The organism is Mesorhizobium sp. dw_380, assembly GCF_018588885.1.
In the GTDB taxonomy this organism is placed as follows: domain Bacteria; phylum Pseudomonadota; class Alphaproteobacteria; order Rhizobiales; family Rhizobiaceae; genus Mesorhizobium.
The window spans coordinates 18,306-35,515 of record NZ_JAFFIW010000005.1; the positions used below are offsets into that span (position 1 = coordinate 18,306).

At 58.2% G+C, this 17,210-nt stretch carries 13 protein-coding genes and 2 pseudogenes; 13 read left to right on the top strand and 2 right to left on the bottom strand.

Annotated features, from left to right (window positions below; all coding sequences use genetic code 11):
* The first annotated feature begins 179 nt into the window (after positions 1–179).
* A complete protein-coding gene (locus JT360_RS06340; RefSeq protein WP_126080660.1) occupies positions 180–653 on the top strand; it encodes a hypothetical protein in 474 nt (157 codons plus the stop codon).
* 348 nt (positions 654–1,001) lie between these two features.
* Here the strand turns inward: JT360_RS06340 and JT360_RS33475 are convergent.
* A pseudogene (locus JT360_RS33475) lies at positions 1,002–1,176 on the bottom strand (IS256 family transposase); the annotation flags it as partial.
* A gap of 379 nt (positions 1,177–1,555) precedes the next feature.
* On the opposite strand from JT360_RS33475, the gene JT360_RS06345 reads away from it, so the two are divergent.
* From JT360_RS06345 to JT360_RS06375, 7 genes and pseudogenes are all read left to right on the top strand, one after another.
* Positions 1,556–3,223, top strand: a complete 1,668-nt coding sequence (locus tag JT360_RS06345; RefSeq protein ID WP_127330822.1) for an ABC transporter substrate-binding protein — start codon at positions 1,556–1,558, stop codon at positions 3,221–3,223.
* 1 nt (position 3,224) lies between these two features.
* On the top strand, positions 3,225–4,223 hold the full coding sequence (locus JT360_RS06350; protein ID WP_281013029.1) for an ABC transporter permease: 999 nt from the start codon (positions 3,225–3,227) through the stop codon (positions 4,221–4,223).
* On the top strand, positions 4,220–5,152 hold the full coding sequence (locus JT360_RS06355) for an ABC transporter permease (protein ID WP_126080661.1): 933 nt from the start codon (positions 4,220–4,222) through the stop codon (positions 5,150–5,152). The genes JT360_RS06350 and JT360_RS06355 overlap by 4 nt, the downstream gene beginning before the upstream one ends.
* A complete protein-coding gene (locus JT360_RS06360; RefSeq protein WP_126080662.1) occupies positions 5,149–6,156 on the top strand; it encodes an ABC transporter ATP-binding protein in 1,008 nt (335 codons plus the stop codon). The genes JT360_RS06355 and JT360_RS06360 overlap by 4 nt, the downstream gene beginning before the upstream one ends.
* Positions 6,149–7,210 (top strand): ABC transporter ATP-binding protein, encoded by a 1,062-nt coding sequence (locus JT360_RS06365; protein WP_126080663.1) that lies wholly within the window; start codon positions 6,149–6,151, stop codon positions 7,208–7,210. The genes JT360_RS06360 and JT360_RS06365 overlap by 8 nt, the downstream gene beginning before the upstream one ends.
* Positions 7,211–7,397: 187 nt before the next feature.
* The gene (locus JT360_RS06370) at positions 7,398–9,494 is read left to right on the top strand and encodes a prolyl oligopeptidase family serine peptidase (RefSeq protein WP_127330820.1); all 2,097 of its coding nucleotides are present in this window, start codon (positions 7,398–7,400) and stop codon (positions 9,492–9,494) included.
* A gap of 99 nt (positions 9,495–9,593) precedes the next feature.
* Positions 9,594–10,330, top strand: a pseudogene (locus JT360_RS06375) (IS5 family transposase).
* 102 nt (positions 10,331–10,432) lie between these two features.
* Here JT360_RS06375 and alr read toward each other — a convergent pair.
* Complete coding sequence (alr, locus tag JT360_RS06380) at positions 10,433–11,602, bottom strand: alanine racemase (protein WP_126080665.1); 1,170 nt, start codon at positions 11,600–11,602, stop codon at positions 10,433–10,435.
* Between the two features lie 377 nt (positions 11,603–11,979).
* On the opposite strand from alr, the gene JT360_RS06385 reads away from it, so the two are divergent.
* The 5 genes from JT360_RS06385 to JT360_RS06405 all read left to right on the top strand — a co-directional run bounded on the left by JT360_RS06385 (position 11,980) and on the right by JT360_RS06405 (position 17,148).
* Entirely contained in the window at positions 11,980–12,396 is a 417-nt protein-coding gene (locus JT360_RS06385) for a GNAT family N-acetyltransferase (protein ID WP_126080666.1), read from the top strand.
* 223 nt (positions 12,397–12,619) lie between these two features.
* The gene (locus JT360_RS06390) at positions 12,620–13,873 is read left to right on the top strand and encodes a methylaspartate ammonia-lyase (protein WP_126080667.1); all 1,254 of its coding nucleotides are present in this window, start codon (positions 12,620–12,622) and stop codon (positions 13,871–13,873) included.
* A 15-nt stretch (positions 13,874–13,888) separates the two neighbouring features.
* Positions 13,889–15,040, top strand: a complete 1,152-nt coding sequence (locus JT360_RS06395) for a CaiB/BaiF CoA transferase family protein (protein WP_126080668.1) — start codon at positions 13,889–13,891, stop codon at positions 15,038–15,040.
* A 136-nt stretch (positions 15,041–15,176) separates the two neighbouring features.
* Complete coding sequence (locus JT360_RS06400) at positions 15,177–16,088, top strand: HpcH/HpaI aldolase/citrate lyase family protein (protein ID WP_126080669.1); 912 nt, start codon at positions 15,177–15,179, stop codon at positions 16,086–16,088.
* 133 nt (positions 16,089–16,221) lie between these two features.
* On the top strand, positions 16,222–17,148 hold the full coding sequence (locus tag JT360_RS06405) for a LysR family transcriptional regulator (protein ID WP_126080670.1): 927 nt from the start codon (positions 16,222–16,224) through the stop codon (positions 17,146–17,148).
* Positions 17,149–17,210 lie beyond the last annotated feature (62 nt).

Consider the following 17,210-nt stretch of genomic DNA (forward strand, 5'->3'; position numbering starts at 1 on the left):
ATCCGCGCTCGCCTTCACGGAGTCCTATGCAATCCGCGTGCCACCAAGAGACGGTGCGAATAAAGGGGCAAGCGCTATGTGTCTCGCGGCGCGCCCGCGCGGGACACTTGTGCCTATGCCGCCGCTTGACTTCTGCCGAGGGACCCAGCCCGAGCCAGGCGGCGAAATCGCGACCGCACTTGAAGGGTTCCATCGGTGGCGAAAATGCCAAGGGCAGCAATAGGGCCGACACCGGGCATGGTTTGCAAGCGCCGAGATGTTGCAGCTTGCTTGGACAGCATGTCGATCGTCTTCTTCAATGCCGCGAAACGGCTGCTCAACTGTTTGATTTGGTCAAGAGCGCTGCAGATGTCGCGGACCAGATCCGGCAGGTCTGCACTCTCGTCCTCGACGATCTCTGCCAGACGTGGCAGGTGGCCGATGCCTTGCGGAACAACATAACCGAACTCCTAGAGGTGCGCGCGCAACGCATTCACCCATTCGGTTCTCTGATTCACGAACTGCTCTCTGGTGCGAAACACGATAGCCCGGGACTGCTACTCCTTGGTCTTCGGTTCGACAAAGCGCGTTGTCGGTCGTTGCGCTGCTTCGACGATCGCCTCCGCTTCGGCGACGTCGTTCTTCTGCCGCTTGACGGACGGTTTGGGACATAGGCCGGGACAATCAGTCTTGGCTCATGGCCAAGCCGAGCCATCTGACAGGTCTGTAGTGGGAGCTGCCGCACGCTTCCATTGCCACGACACATGCCGGTTGACTCGCCATGAACTTGCAAAACTGCAGGCGCGACAGCTTCTTGCGGAATACAACCGATCCATCAGCTGCCGCCCCCTGCAGCTGAATGCCGTTCTTTCCCAGATCGACCCCAATGATAGTAACTTTTCCATCGATGCCTGCCTCTCCTTTGCGTGGCGCTAACACCACCAAGTTGGCACATTGCGATGCCGTCGGAGAAGGCTGGCATCCACCCCATCAGTAAAATGGGACAGCCATGGTGCTGGTCGCGCGGCTTGGCGCAGAGCATGTTTCTTGTGCTCACGCAGATCGTCCATGTTGATCTAGCGGTTGGCGCCATCCGTTTTCGTTGGTTTCGACAGCCAATGTCCTGACGGGGGCGGCATCTCTATGTTTTGGAAAGATGAGCACGACACAGGTGCGCCGGCGGATTTCCTCGTTGAGGCCGCCCTCGTCCATCTCGGCCTCGAGCACCTCCTGCATCCGCACGGATCACTTCGTGCGGACCTGCGGGGCTGGAAGCAGAATGTCTTTGGCGGCAGCGCTGGTCGATTACCGGGGAATCAACAGGTGCGATTTTCAGAGCTGCACCGTCGACAGAAAGCGTCCATCTGGGCGGGGAGAGTCGTTAGCCATCTACTTATTAGATGGCGATTATATCGAGTCTCTATTTGCCAATTCAGCAGCTGTCGAAGAAATCTAACTTAAGACTATAAAGGGGAACCGCCACACCAATTACCTTGTGCACGCGCTGGCCATCAGTTCCAAATGGGCGCGACGAGGTGCGGGAATGCGGCGTGGCGAGGCTTAAAGGAGGACCAGAATGAATGATTGGTCTATGAATCGCCGTGCGGTCGTCAAAGCAATGCTGGTGGGATCGGTTGCCCCGTGGGTCATTAACTCAAGGGCGTTCGCTTCGTCTTGTAGCGACCATATTGTGCGTGTCGGCTCGATGGGTGCTCCCGATTCCATGAATCCATTCGCCACCTGGAGTTCGTTCTGGCCGCTTGTCTTGTCCTACGATTCGCTGGTCGGCGTTGACGCCCAGCGACACCCTGACCGGAGGGGGTTTGCGAAGGCGTGGGCCGTTGCTGATGACGGGCTCACTTGGACAATCAAGGTATGGCCCGGCATGAAGTGGTCGGACGGCCAACCCGCCACCGCCAGAGACGCCGCGTTCACCTATAATTATCTGCTTGGCTCCGTGGGCAAGCCAGACGAGCTGAATATTGGCCAAAACAGCACAGACGGCATGGAACAAGTCGCATCCGTTACGGCCATTGATGACGAAACTCTGCGGATCGTGACCAAGGCTCCTACGCGCTGGCCAATTGACAACTTCGTTCTAATGGTCCCTGAGCACGTTTGGAAGGACATCGGCTACGCGGATGCGCGCAGCACTTTTCGCAACGACCCGCCGCTGGTGGGAACTGGGCCTATGATCGTTGCGGAGTTTCAGCAAGGCCAATTTGTGCGCCTTACGCCAAACGCGTATTTTCGCACTGAGCAGCCGAAGACGGCCGGGATGATTATCCACTTCTTCACCACGCAGGATCCAATTGCCCAGGGTCTGAAGAGTGGGAGCTTCGATTGTGGGGGCGTGACAACCGCACAGTGGGCTGCCTTCTCGAAGGAGAGCGATATCGGGGTCTATGAATCTCGCGTGGAGCAGCGGGACTATCTGGCATTTAATACGGCCTCCGGGAAGGGGGCGGGCAGCACCAAGGCCCTGCAGGATCCAGCGTTTCGCGACGCGATCGGCTATGCGATCGATCAGAAAGCGATCGTGGATCGCGCCTACCGCGGGCACGCAGACCCTGGTGTCGGAATTGTGATGCCGGTAGCCGCCGACTATTACTCAGACCTAAGCGACATCAGGCGCCGCTTCGATCTAGCCGAGGCGGGTCGTCGGCTAGACGCGGCCGGATATCGGGACACGAACGGCGATGGTGTCCGGGAGGACAAGGAGGGAAAGAGCTTACAGCTTGAGCTAATCACAGGAAAGGCTTCGGGTGTGAGCGAGATTCCGATTGCAGCCGTGCAGCTTGTTGCGGGCTGGCTGGGACAAATTGGCATTCCCGTGTCGGTGACCCAGCTCGATTCCGGTGCGCTCACAGCCCGCACGACAGCGCCGACGGACGGCGGCGGAAGCTGGGATCTGCTAATCGCCAGCAACTGGCTGTCTTCCTCGCCTCACGACCTGCTCGTCTTGGGCAGTAGCAAGTCCATCGGCCTCACTAACAGATCGTACTGGACAAATGAGAAGTTCGACGCGCTCCTGACTGAGGTCGACCGTACCGTCGACCTGAAGAGGAGCCAGGAGCTGGTCGATCAGGCAGCGCGCCTCATCTATGCTGAGGCGCCGTATATCATTCTGAGTCACCCCTTAACGCTCGGTGCCTATCGTAAGGACTGCTTCCAGGGCTGGGGACCGGAGGACGCGATATCGGATTGGAGCTATTTCCCGTTCGATCGGTTGAGGCCGATCTAACGTGGCTGGCAACGCACAGGAAGGGCGAACAAGCCGCATTGGGAATGTCCTGATCAGGGCGGCCATAACTCTTTCGATGGTGGCCACACTGAACTTCGTCCTGTTCAGGGTCATTCCCGGTGACCCTGCAGCGCTTCTGCTTGGCGGTGCTCGGATGAGCGTGTCCGCTGAACGGATCGAGGCGCAGCGCCAGAACTGGGGACTCGACCGGCCGCTTTTCCCGGACCAGATACTTGACTACCTGTCGGCAACTCTACATGGCGATCTCGGCTACAGCTTCAAGTTCAGGGGTAGACTTGTCTCTGACCTTATTTGGGAGCGCTTGCCGGCCACCATCGCCCTGGTTGGCTTGGCCCAATTAATCGCCATGCTATGCGGTGTCATGCTTGGGCTCTATGCGGGTTGGCGCAGAGGAGGAGCTGTCGACCGTATCGCCATGGGAGCATCTCTAGCGCTCTATTCTACGCCGTCTTTCTGGCTTGCTATGGTACTAGTAGTCATTTTTAGCACGGCATTGGGGTGGTTTCCGGGTTATGGCATCTATTCACCCGGCGCTAGCATAGGTTCAACTGATAAGATCCTAGACTACTTGCGACATCTCGCACTTCCGGTCGCCGCGGTAGCCCTTGGGCTGATCGGGCAATACGTTGTGGTCGCGCGTGCAGCGATGAGTGACGTCGTTACTGAGGACTACATGGTGACCGCACGCGCCAAGGGACTTACCAACGGTCAGATGCTGATGCGCCATGCATTTCGTAACGCAATGCTGCCGCTCGTGACCTTGATTACTCTCAATCTTGGCTACGTGGTCGCTGGTGCGATCACCGTCGAAGCCGTCTTCGCCTGGCCGGGAATTGGTGGTCTCACGGTCGAAGCGCTCAACGCGCGGGACTACCCAGTTCTTCAAGGGATATTCCTGTTGCTTGGTGTATCGATCGTTGTCGCGAACCTCCTAGCCGATCTTGCCTACGGCATTCTTGATCCGCGAATCCGGCAATGAGTGAAAGTATCGTGCGATATTCCTCGCGTAGCCGGGCGAGAGCGATCAAGAGCTTTCTATCCAATCTTCTTGGTCACGCCGGGGCTCAGCTCGGCCTGTTGTGTCTGGTGTTTTTCCTTGTCCTCTCTGCTGTGCCCAATATCCTCGTAGGTCCACTTGAGACCGTAGCCACCGCAACTGGTGATTTCCTCGTTCCACCATCAAGCCAGCATCTGCTGGGGACCGATGAGGTGGGGCGTGACGTGCTCAATCTGGTCGTCCATGGTGCCCGGATATCGCTCACGATCGCGCTGCTGGCGACCGTCATCAGCCTCGTCGTCGGCACTACGGTTGGTATCATTGCTGGCTACTACGGTGGCAGAGTTGACGTCTGGCTGATGCGGCTGACGGATTTCTTTTTCGTCATGCCGTCCTTCGTCCTTGCGCTGGTCATCACACCCGTGGTGCTCGAAGTAATGGGGCGGGGCAGAGAAATCCTCGGCTTCCGTCCTTCCCTCTTCGTGATCCTTGTCGTCATCGGCATAACAAGCTGGGCGTTTGTCGCCCGTATCGTTCGCAGTCAGACACTATCGCTTAAGGAGCGAACATTCATTGATCGCGCACGAGTTGTGGGCAGCAGCAATTTGAGCATCATGGTGCGGCATATCCTCCCCAATCTCGTTCCGCAAATCGCAGCGAATGGTGCGCTGGTCGTCGCTGGCGCAATCTATGTCGAGACGTCGCTCTCGTTCCTCGGGCTTGGCGACCCATTGCAGCCTTCATGGGGCACTTTGCTTTCGCTCGCTCAGCGCGCCGGTGCGGCCAGTACCGGAGCTTGGTGGTACCTCGGCGCCCCCGGGCTGTGCGCCCTCGCGGTTTCCCTTAGCTTCGTCCTGGTCGGCAATGCCCTCGACGACACGTTCAATCCACGGCAGAGGGTGATCCCATGACAAACCTCTCCCAAGACAAGGCATCGCTTTTGGAAGTCGACGGGCTTTCTGTTGAGTATCGGCTCAAGGGCGTTTCATTGCGAGCGATCGACCGCGTGAGCTTCGCGCTCCAGGCTGGAGAGGCCGTTGGCCTCGTCGGTGAATCGGGCAGTGGCAAGACTACCACCGCCATGGCGATCGCTGGTCTACTATCGCCCAATGCACGGGTCAGCGGCGGCCAAGTGCGCTATCGTGGTAACCTGCTGTCGATCGACAATGATGCGGCGATGCGGCCACATCGCTGGACCGAGACGTCCGTCGTTTTCCAGGGCGCGATGAATGCGCTCAATCCCGTTCACCGCATTATCAAGCAAATCGCCGAGCCATGCATCCTGAAGCTCGGCATGTCGCGTGCCGAGGCGACCGCGCGGGCACGGGAGGTTCTAGAACTCGTCGGCATTCCGACGGATCGCGGCACTGCCTATCCCCACGAGTTGTCGGGCGGTATGCGTCAAAGAGTGATGATTGCCATGGCGCTCGCATGTCGCCCCTCGATCATCATCGGTGACGAGCCGACCACGGCGCTCGACGTCATCACACAGGCTCAGATCCTCAAGCTGTTGGGGAAGTTGCGATCGCAGCTTAACCTAGCGCTCATTTTAATCACCCACGACCTGTCTGTCGTCGCTGAGTCGTGTGATCGCGTGATGATCATGTACGCCGGCCGGATAGTCGAGGATGGAACCGTCGCGGAGATCTTCGCTAAGCCCAAACATCCCTACACTCGCCTGCTGATCGAATCGATCCCCAACCCGGCGAGCGGCATACGGATAATTCGCCCTATCCCCGGTGATCCTCCCAACTTAATGAATCGACCGTCAGGCTGCGCCTTCCATCCACGTTGCCCGTCAGCAACGGGGGTCTGCACGACCGAAGTTCCCAGCCTCGAAAAGTTCGGGTGGGGACGCGTCGCCTGTCACCTTCACCGTTCCTCGCAAGAAGGCAGGGTTGCAGTTCATGCCTGACACCTCCGACATCCTGAGTCTCGAGAGCCTGAAGGTCCATTTTCCTATCCAGGGCGGACTGTTCGACCGGGTCCTGGGGCGATCTGCCGGGGCGGTGCGTGCGGCGGATGGAGTCGACCTCAACATTGGACGAGGTGAAATCGTCGCCCTGGTTGGAGAATCCGGAAGCGGCAAGACGACAGTGGGCCGCGTCATCACCAAGCTAGCCCAGCCCACAGGAGGCAGGTTGCTGTTTGAGGGCCGCGATATGACGTCTGCAAAGGGCTTCTCGGCTCTGCGTCCCTACCGGCGACGCGTGCAAATGATCTTTCAGGATGCTTATCAGGCGCTCAACCCGCGACACACCGTGTTCGACAGTGTGGCAGAGCCGTTGCGCTCCCTGCGGCTGGTCAAGAACCATGCTCAACTCACAGAAAGGGTCAGCGAAGCGCTTTCGGCGGCCGGGCTCAATCCTCCCGGTGATTTCTTCGCCCGCTTCCCACACGAACTCTCCGGCGGCCAGCGCCAGCGCGTCGTGATTGCCGGAGCGCTTGCCGTGAAGCCGGAGCTCATCGTTGCCGACGAGCCCGTGTCGATGCTCGATGTATCGATACGCGCACAAATTCTTCAGGTCCTGGTTGACCTGCGCGCCAAGCACAACATGGCGCTACTGTTCATCACCCACGACCTGCCGCTCGCCTGGCTGATCGCCGACCGGATTGCAGTCTTATATCTTGGGAGATTGGTCGAGATCGGCAGCGCCGATGACATCACATTCAACCCCCGGCATCCCTATACGGTCGCGTTGCGCAACGCCACGCCGCAGATTCGCAGCGACGCAAGTCGCTTCGAGCTGCCGGCGTTGCAAGGAGAGGTTCCAAGCGCCGCACGCGTGCCGAAGGGCTGTCGTTTCCATCCTCGCTGCCCGCTTGCTTTCGACCGGTGCAAGGAGGAGGAGCCGCCGGCCATCGAAGTCGGGCCGCAGCATATGTCCGCATGCTGGCTGCCGACGTCAGGTGCGAAAGCAGAATTGTCGACACCCAACCTGAAAAGTGCCGACCATGGTTCCGTCTGACAGTAAGTAATAATAGGGCACTCGAAGCGCTATTCTGCCAGAACGGAATTAACGGATGTTGGTAATAACGCACCGTGGCTCGTTAAACGGTTTACACTATATCGCCTAGGAGCAACATTGATGCACAAACTGTCTGCTCGCGGACTGCCGCGCCAATTCCTTGCTCTTTTTTCCTGAGGGCCTTGTGATGGTAGACAAGCACCTGCAGCCACCGCTTCCTCGTTCCGAGGCACGGATCCGGGTCCTTCATGGCGACGTCACGATAGACTCGTATGGCTGGCTCAGGGACTGGGAGAATCCCGACGTCCGCGCGTATCTTGAAGCCGAGAACAGCTACGCGGAGCAAGCGACAGCCCACCTGGAAGGGCTCAAGGCGGAACTTATCGCCGAGATCGAAGGGCGTCACACCTGCGAGGGCGCCCCACCAACCTTCCAGGTTGGGCCTTTCGAGTACTTCGAAAGACACGGGCGGGGCCTGTCTCATCCTGCGTGGTGGCGCCGGCCGGTGACCGGAGGCTCGGCCGAGCTTGTTCTCGACCCGAACGCGATCCCGGGGGCCGAGATCTTCTATTCGCTCGGTGTCTTCGAGCCGAGTGACGACGGGCGTTACGTGGCGTTCAGCTTCGATGTCATCGGGGACGAGAACTTCGAGCTTAGGGTGCGGGACATAGAGACCGGCCATGACGTCTGGACGGGCTCGAGGCGGGCTGGGATGGTTACTTGGACCGCGGACGGCAACACGCTCTTTTTCACGCGGGAGCGGGCGGACCGGCGGCGGCAACGCCATGAGCTTATACGCCTGGACGTCAACGATTCGCACTCTGAGGTAGTGTTCGAGGAGGCGGACGAGCGACTGAACTTGCGGATTTGGCGCTCTGATAGCGGCGCCTGGCTGCTTTTGGACGTTATGGACAACGCCGGGGCGGTGGAGGTGTGGTGCCTTCCTGCCGACCAGCCGGGCGTTGGGTGGCGCCGGATTGTGGCGCGTGATCTTGGCCACCATGTCTTTGCCGAGCACTGGGGCGACAGGTTCTTGTTTCGGGTAAACGACGCTGGACCCTACTGGCGGCTCGTGTGTGCGCCGATAGGTGACCCGTCACCATCGTGCTGGGAGGAGGTCATCCCGCATCGAGCGGGCGTGACGCTTGAGGAGGTCCACGTGCTCGACCAGCACCTGGTTGTCCTGGAACGAGAGGGCCTTCGTCCTCGCCTCGTCTCGCATAACCGAAGCGGGGGGGTCGCCGCCACGATCGTTCCCGACGAGCCGAGCTGCACTCTTAAGGTCGGCTTGTCTGCAGGGGGTAGCTATTCGGTCGCACGGCATCCGTTCCGAAGCTCGAAGTTGGTCTACTCGGTTAGCTCATTCGTGACGCCCGACACGTTTGTAGAGCATGATCTCGCCGACGACCGATCGGCAGTCCTGTACCAGGCCCGCGTTCCCGGATATGACCCGGCTCAATACGTGGCGACGGTCGTCATGGCGCAGGCGGAAGACGGGGTGGATATACCAATTTCGCTCGTCGCGCGGCGCGATCGAACCACCCCAGGGCCGGTGTTATTGAATGTCTACGGCTGTTATGGAAAACCGAGATGGCCCTCGTTTTTCACTTGGCCCTCATCCATGACCAAACGTTTGAGCCTGCTCGATCGCGGAGTTGCTTTCGGCATCGTGCACGTACGGGGAGGCGGGGAGCTTGGACGTCCGTGGCACGAGGCGGCTACCCGCGATCGAAAACGTATCACCCACACAGATCTGATCGTCGCTGTCGAGGCGCTTGTTAGGCAGGGGGTCGCCACCGGCGACGGCATCGTCATTGAGGGAGCGAGCGCTGGCGGGGGTACCGTGCTTGCCACGGCCGACTTGCGGCCCGACTTGTTCCGCGCCGTACTCGCCGAGGTTCCGCTCGCCGACATCATAGATACCGAGCTGGACTTCACGATGCCGTACGCGCTGCCGGAAATAGCGGAGTACGGCGATCCCCACATAGCCGACGAATATCGGCACCTGCGCAGCTACGATCCTTACTACAACCTCAGTGCCGATCGCCCGCGCCCGCCAACTTACGTCGACGCCGCGCTCGACGACAGCCAGGTGCTCTACTACCAGCCTGCTCGGTACGTTGCCCAGCGACGTTCCTTTACGGCCGGTCGAGACCCAGGTCTTGTTTTCCACATGCGTATGGTCGGTGGCCACGGCGGCGCTTCACATGGGCCTAGTGTAGCCGAAGAAGCAGCACTTCGTATGGCTTGGATTCTAGACCAGGTCCGATGCTCGGGCAATTAGGCATTTCTATGTTACAATCGGAATCAAAGCTAGGGTCAGGACCCATAATCTATTGAGTTGATATCTGTTTGGTGATTCAGGGTGGCAGGAGGTGCTGCCTTGAGTGATTTGCTGATGTTGACGCCGGAGCAGATGCGCCGGATCGAGTCCTATTTTCCTTTGTCGCATGGTGTTCCGCGTGTGGATGACCGCCGGGTGCTGAGCGGCATCCTGTTCGTGATCCGAAATGGCCTTCGCTGGCGAGATGTCCCTTCCGACTACGGTCCGTACAAGACCATCTACAACCGCTTCATCCGCTGGAGTCGGCTGGGTGTGTTCAACCGCATCCTAGCGGAACTGGCCGCGCAGGGCGGCGAAACGGACAATCTGATGATCGATGCCACCCATCTCAAAGCGCACCGCACTGCCGCCAGCCTCCTTAAAAAACTCTATCCCGATGTATCGGACGCAGCCGAGGCGGACTGACCACCAAGGGACGTCCGCGGCTGCTGCATCTGAGCGAAGGGCAGACCAATGATCACAAGACTGCTGCGGCCGTGATCGAGGATTTGCCCGCCGCCAACGCCCTGCTGGCCGATCGGGCCTACAGTTCAGCGGCCTTCCGCCAGGCGCTCGTCGAGCGCGGTATCAGGCCATGCATCCCACCCCATGCCAAGCATCGTGTTCAGCACAGCTATGATCCTGTCCGATACCGGCAACGTCACAGGATCGAGAACATGTTCGCACGCCTCAAAGACTGGCGACGCATCCACACCAGATACGACCGATGTGCTCACACCTTCCTGTCGGCTATCGCCTTCGCTGCAGCCTTCATCTTCTGGATCAATGAGTCCTGACCTAGCTACATGTTTGATCCGGGGCTTTGATGGGGCATCCTTATCTTTCGAATCAAAGGATGCCCTATGGACCAAGTTCTCCATGGGAGCGCCATAACGAAATCAAAGGCGTGCCTTGCCATCATTCATCTCGCTGCTGCCATCAAAGTCTAACGCCTTATTCCTAGGGGTCGTAGGTAACAAGGAAGAATTCAGATACCGTCTTGTGCAACCAGCACCTAGGCGGGTTAAGACTTCGTGTGGGCTGAGGCCCACAGCTTCTGCAAGGTCATCTAAGGTAAAATCATTTCCCAGTAATTCCACAAAGTTACCTGGCCCACAAAGCGCTTCTGGAACATCTGTTATATCAATTGTCATGTTCTCCATGCATATTGTTCCGATTAGAGGGGCCGAATAACCTGCGAACCGAGCTGATATCTTGTTCGCGCAGGCCCATGGAAGGCCATGTGTGTAGCCGATCCCGACGGTCGCTACGCGGGTAGCTCGACCCGTACGAAATGTCGCACCGTAGCCAACAGCCTCCCGCCTAGCGACATTGCGCACGTCGAGTATTTTCGCTCGGAGCCTTGCAACCGCTTGCAGCGGATTTGGTCGAATGCCAGCATCGTTGAGCCCGTACAGGGCTGAGCCCACCCGTACCATGTCGAAATGATAGGATTTACCTAGCCAGATACCGGCGGACGCTGCGAGACTGCCGCAGGTGGGCTTAATCAGATCGTAGATCGCCCGGAAGCGGTTCCGTTGCAACACATTAGTTGGGTCCGCAACGGTTTCGCTGCACGCTAGATGGCTGAGTACGACCGAAGGGGGATACATGTCGAACGTACCAGAAAAATACGCGCGACGCACGTCCGCAATGGCGAGCCCAAAGCGGGAAAATCCCGTTTCCACGTTAAGAAAATATGTCTTCGTTCCTGTTGCAATAACGGCTTCCAATTCGGCGCAATTGTTCACAACCGGTATGAGGTTATTGGATTGGTAGAATCTACCAAATTTCGCGAAATCATCGCAAAAAACCGCGATTGCCTCGTCTACATGGGACGATCTTAGAAGCAGCGCTTCCTCAAGATTGCCGACGAAGAGCAGATCGCAGCCGACATGAATAAGCGCCCTTGCAATCTCTACAACACCAAGTCCATAGGCGTCGCTCTTGACGACAGCGGCGACCCTTACGCCTAACCCAACGAGGGCCGTGATGGCCCGGAAGTTCGCCTGAATAGCCCCAAGATTGATTTCAAATATAGCATTTCTGGGGCGAACTAACGGCAACATCTTTTGCTCTCCAACAGTCCCGTTTTTTATAAACCTCGCCGCCCCGCGATGCAGCCTACTATCCTAGGTAGGCGCGCGAGCTGAGATTGCCGTTTAAAAAGGGGCGCCGTCGAAGCACGGATTAGACACTGGTTAAAGCGGACTGAGACGCAAGCAGTCGCTTCGGCAGGGCACTTGCACGCAGATGACAAAGCATAGTCGTTCAACTGACTAGTAAGCTGTGTTCTGGATAGGGCAGTTGCTGCGCAGCTCTTCGTGCCAAAATCCGCCACAAGCTACTGCTGGTTTCACGCAGTCAGGGCGAAAATCTCGGCACCGGCTGCGAATACAAGGTATTGCGTAAGCTTAGATCAATCAATTTTTGTTAAGGGGTTGGCATGAGCGAACAATCTGAGATCCTTTACGTTAGTGAGCCGAACCTTGACCCGGCCGAATTCTGCCGCGTGTTGGCCGAATCCGGCTTCGGGGCGACCCATGGCGAGCTTCGGCTGCATGCGATGCTCCGCCAAGCCGACTTGGTGCTGACGGCCCGGCTCCATCGGCCGGGGCGGAAGCTGGTCGGAGTACTTCGATGCGTTACTGACTTTTCCTGGATCTGCTACGTCTCCGAGCTTGCCGTATCGGCGTCGGCGCAAGGCCTCGGCATCGGCAAGGGCCTCCTGTATGAAGCCCGCCGGCAACTCGGGCCTGCTGTGGCCATAGCTTTGATCTCTACACCCAACTCTGTCGGCTTCTATGAAGGGATTGGATTGACGCGCATTTCAGACGCATTCTGGTTAATGCGCGAATGCTAACCCAAATGAGGTGAGTACGACGTTGCAATGTCCACCTATACAATAATTCGACGTTCGTCGAATGCTTGCCGGAATACGGGGTGCATGTGTCTGACGCCGGCCATCTGAAAACGCGATGGGACCGTCCGGGACATTATGTTGGCGAACTCAAGATCAAGTGGTGCATAGTCGGCGCAGCAAATCCAACTGCCATCAACGATGTCCGAAAATCGAGCGAAGTGAAATGCAGATCAAAGACGTCCTCCTTGCGCCTGGCAATGGCGCTTTTTTCTATGACGATCAGGGTGCCATCAGGGCCGGCGCGCCCCAGGACGGTTTCGTCTATAGCGGCGAGGCGACAGCGATTGGGTTCACGTCCATCCGCGTTCCGGCATCTTCGCTCAGCATCGGGCTTGCTCTCACCGACGGGGCCGTGGTTTGGGGTGACATGATGAGCGTTCAATATTCTGGTGCTGGAGGACGAGATCCTTTGTTTGAGAGTGCTCAAATCTCGGAGTTAACCTCGCGTATAGTCGTGCCCCGGCTTCTCAATGTCGACGTATCTCGTTATCTCGATGCCTGTGCAAAGGTTTTTGAGCCTCTCCAGCACCAGCGGTTACCTCTCGCGATTGAGTATGGCGTTAGCCAGGCGCTCCTTCGCGCCTCGGCCCATCTTCAAAGTACCACGATGGCGGAAGTCGTTTGCAGTGAATTTAACCTGCCGCTGCCAATTCGCAGGGTTCCGATCTACTGCCAAAGCGGCGATGCTCGCGAAATCAACGTCGACAAAATGATCTTGAAAGCGGTAGATATACTTCCCCACGGCCTGATCAACTCACGGCAGAAATTCGGCGTCGAGGGCCAGGCCTTCATGGAGTTCGTGAAGTGGGTTGCGGCGCGGACGCGCGAAATTGGCCGCCCGGGGTATCATCCGGTGCTGCATTTCGATGTGTATGGCTGGATCGGCCAGGAAATCAGCCTGGAGCCGCAACTCATCGCCGACTTTATCTGCAGGGTCGCCGACGCTGTTCCGGGTTTCACCCTCAATGTCGAGTCCCCGGCGGATTTTGGTTCGACGCAAGCTCAAATTGAGAACTACGCCAAGATCGTATCAATTTTGGACAACCGGGGTTCCACCGCTCGCATTGTCGTGGACGAAAGGTGCAACACGCTCGAGGATATTCGGCTCTTTGCCGAAGCGAAGGCCGCGCATCTCATTCAAATCAAGACGCCTGATGTCGGCTCATTGGCTGACACGGCACGTGCAGTGCTCCTGTGTAAGGAGAACAAGGTAGGCGCGTACGTTGGAGGAAGCTGTACCGAGACAGATCTCTCTGCCCAGGCTTCCGTCCACATATCGATGGCGACCCAGGCAGACATGATGCTTGCGAAGCCTGGAATGGGAGTCGACGAGGCATTCTCGATCGTGGGCAATGAACAGAATCGGTTGCTTGCGATGCTGAATCGTCGTCGGGCTCAAAACGAAAATGTTGGATGAAGAGCGCGGTGTTGCATGCAGAACTCTCTTGAGGGGATCACTGTCGTAGCTGTGGAGCAGGCCGTTGCTGCACCGTATGCATCGTCTCGTCTTGCCGATGCAGGCGCCCGGGTGATCAAGGTTGAGAGGCCTGAGGGAGACTTTGCCCGGAAATACGATAAGTTGGTGCGGGGGCAAAGCGCCTATTTCGTTTGGCTCAACCGGGGTAAGGAGTCAGTATGCTTGGATTTGAGGTTGGAGGCGGACCGTGCTGTGCTGGACACGCTTGTTGCTGCTGCTGACGTCTTTATCCAGAATCTGAAGCCAGGCAGCATCGAAAAACTCGGCTTCGGATCTGCGGATCTGCGTCGCCGTTTTCCGCGGCTAATCACCTGCGACATTTCGGGATTTGGGGAGGGGGGGCCATTTTCTCACCTCAAGGCCTATGATCTCATCGTCCAAGCCGAAACCGGTCTGTGTGCGATCACCGGGACGCAACAGGGACCCGCCCGTGTGGGTGTGTCGGTTTGCGACATCTCGGCAGGCATGACGGCACATAGCGCCATACTTCAGGCGCTGTATCATCGCGAGGTCACTGGCGAAGGGGCTAGCATTCAGGTGTCCCTGTTCGATGCCGTCGCCGATTGGATGAACGTGCCGGTCCTGCAACACGACTACAGCAGCTACCACACGGTACGCGCGGGCGTGAAACACCCCTCGCTGGCGCCTTATGGCGCCTATCGCTGCGCCGATGGCAAGGACGTCATCTTTTCCGTGCAGAATGACCGGGAATGGGTGAATTTCTGCGAGAAATTCCTGAAGCGGCCTGAGCTCACGCGTGCACTTGGTTTCGCCGACAACATGGAGCGCCTCGGCCACCGTCCTCAACTTGATGAGATAATTGAGCTGCGGTTTTCCGAGCTGTCCTGCCACGAAGCGATGCAGGAGCTTGAGGCGGCCGGTTTGGCATATGGGCGACTGAACGAAGTGGCGGACATTTCAAAGCATCCACACGTTCGCAGGGTTGAGATTGGCACACCTGAAGGAACAGTAGAGACGATCGCCCCGGCGGCGATCTTCAACTCTGAGCGCCCCTCGCTGCGCCCAGTTCCGGGCCTTGGTGCGCATACGGAGGCTGTCCGCGAGGAGGTTCGAGCAGGTTTGCGCGCAAGAGCCGCGTCAGCATGAGCGTGCCTGTTGTCGGGAAGGAAGCGCGATCGCGATTCACAGAGTGCATGCCTAGTCCTGGCCCCTCTGGGTGCCACGGCCGCCCAGCAAACTCACTGACAGCGCCCACGCTAGAATCGACCGCAGAGGCGACTTCATGAATGACGCCGTTCAGGCCGTTGAAAGCCCGATGTCTGTTCCCCGCTGGAGATCTCTGCTCTTTGTTCCCGCTCATGTTCCGCGCTTTGTGGAGGCGGCTCATGAGCGCGGGGCAGATGGCGTCATACTCGACCTTGAGGACTCCGTTCCCCAGGATCAAAAAGGTGAGTCACGGCGCCAGCTTTCTGCATCCGTGGCAAAGGTGGGCCGCAGGGGCGCTTATGTTTTAGTTCGCGTGAATCGCGGTTTGCGTGCCTTGGCGGCCGATCTCGATGCAGCCGTAGTAGCGGGTGTTGATGCACTTGTCCTTCCGAAGACGGATTCGGCAGCGTGGGTAATAGAGATCGCAAATGCGGTATCGGAACTTGAACGAGAAAGAAATCTTGCGGTGGGTCGAATCCGGTTCCTTGCCTTGATCGAGACCCCGGCAGCATTACAAAGTCTCTCAGCCATTGCGTCGGCCCATCCCAGGATGGTTGCAATGGCGCTGGGTCCTGAAGACTTCAGTGCCTCCGTTGGCGGTGCCCCGGAACTCGACCTTCTTTTGACACCGAACCTTTCTGTTCTGTTTGCCGCTCGCGCCGCTGGCTTGCTACCGCTTGGTTTCATAGGAAGTATCAGCGAGTTCTCAGACAATGATAGACTTCGTGAGGCCGCGGCCCATGCGCGGCGGCTTGGCTTTACCGGGGCTTTGGCGATCCATCCAAATCAGGTTGCCATATTCAATGAGGCTTTCTCACCAAGCCCACAGGAACTCGAGTGGGCCCGTCGTGTCCTCGCGGCGGAAAAAGATGCGACGGCGCAAGGCAGAGGCGCGTTCGCATTGGACGGAAAGATGGTCGATCCACCGGTTATTCGAAGGGCCCGAGAAATCATCGCGACGGATCCGGGCGCCGAGTTGGCCGTTTGAGTCCTCAGCGGGTTGATCAACAAGACTGGGACGACGACAGCAAGCGTCAGCAGCTCGGCACAATTATTGCTGTCGTGCCATCACATTTTAAGATAGATTACGTCAATTGCAGTCCGCCCTCGGAAGAGTACCCGTGGAAATCAGGCAGTTAAGATACTTCGTCGGCGTGGTCGAAGCAGGCAGTTTCACGAAGGCCGCTGGCTTTCTGAATGTCGCCCAGAGTGCGCTGAGTCTGCATGTACGCCAATTGGAGGAAGGCTTCGGCACTCAGCTGCTGATACGCGACAGAACCGGCGTGAGCGTGACGGCGTCAGGAGCCAAACTGCTCGAGCGGGCGCGGGCAATTCTCAAAGAAATTCGACTTACCGAGGTGGAATTGACCAACACAGCCGCTTCCCCTGCCGGGGAGGTGACTATTGGGATTCCGTCTGGAGCTGCTCGCGTCCTGAGCGGTCCGCTGCTTGAGGCGGTGAGACACGAACTGCCCAAGGTGTCCCTCAAGATGGTCGAGGGTATGACGGGACCGCTAGAGGAATGGATGGCGGCTGGACGCTTCAATCTGGCGGTTCTGTACCGCACAGCAGACAGTGTGGGGCGAATGACGGTGCTAGCGCGCGAAGACCTTTGTCTGGTGGTTCCGTCCGGCGAGCCACCGTTTGAAGATGCGATATCGCTGGTCGACCTGCATGAATTCCCCCTGGCGGTTCCCATGCGCAACAACAATGTCAGGCGTTCGGTGGCTGATGTCGTCGCACAACACGGTTGCGCGCTGGACGTCAGGTTTGAAGTGGACTCCCTCTCAACGATCATCAACATGGTCGTAGAGGGAAAAGCGCATTCTATTCTCGCCCCGTCTGCGGTTCAGAAAGAAGCCTCCCAAGGGCTGGTCCGGACTGTCAAGATCGTCGATCCGGTGATTACTCGGTCCGTGGTGCTCGCTGTAAATCCCAAAGATGAGCGTTCTGCGGCCGTTTCTGCGGTCTGCAAGCTCATTCCGAAGGTCGCCAGAAAATTGATTGAAATCCGGGACTGGGCGGCGGTGGCGCCTGAGGCGACCTGACAAACTAACCTGTAAAGCTGGGCATGATCTTTTGCGGCCATAAGGACCAGCCCGATCTGGAT

Excerpts from the sequence above, each read along its gene's own strand:
- JT360_RS06345 (WP_127330822.1), top strand. The coding sequence starts at position 1,556 with ATGAATGATTGGTCTATGAATCGCCGTGCGGTCGTCAAAGCAATGCTG.
- JT360_RS06355 (WP_126080661.1), top strand. The coding sequence starts at position 4,220 with ATGAGTGAAAGTATCGTGCGATATTCCTCGCGTAGCCGGGCGAGAGCG.
- JT360_RS06360 (WP_126080662.1), top strand. The coding sequence starts at position 5,149 with ATGACAAACCTCTCCCAAGACAAGGCATCGCTTTTGGAAGTCGACGGG.
- JT360_RS06365 (WP_126080663.1), top strand. The coding sequence starts at position 6,149 with ATGCCTGACACCTCCGACATCCTGAGTCTCGAGAGCCTGAAGGTCCAT.
- JT360_RS06370 (WP_127330820.1), top strand. The coding sequence starts at position 7,398 with ATGGTAGACAAGCACCTGCAGCCACCGCTTCCTCGTTCCGAGGCACGG.
- alr (WP_126080665.1), bottom strand. The coding sequence starts at position 11,602 with ATGTTGCCGTTAGTTCGCCCCAGAAATGCTATATTTGAAATCAATCTT.
- JT360_RS06385 (WP_126080666.1), top strand. The coding sequence starts at position 11,980 with ATGAGCGAACAATCTGAGATCCTTTACGTTAGTGAGCCGAACCTTGAC.
- JT360_RS06390 (WP_126080667.1), top strand. The coding sequence starts at position 12,620 with ATGCAGATCAAAGACGTCCTCCTTGCGCCTGGCAATGGCGCTTTTTTC.
- JT360_RS06395 (WP_126080668.1), top strand. The coding sequence starts at position 13,889 with ATGCAGAACTCTCTTGAGGGGATCACTGTCGTAGCTGTGGAGCAGGCC.
- JT360_RS06400 (WP_126080669.1), top strand. The coding sequence starts at position 15,177 with ATGAATGACGCCGTTCAGGCCGTTGAAAGCCCGATGTCTGTTCCCCGC.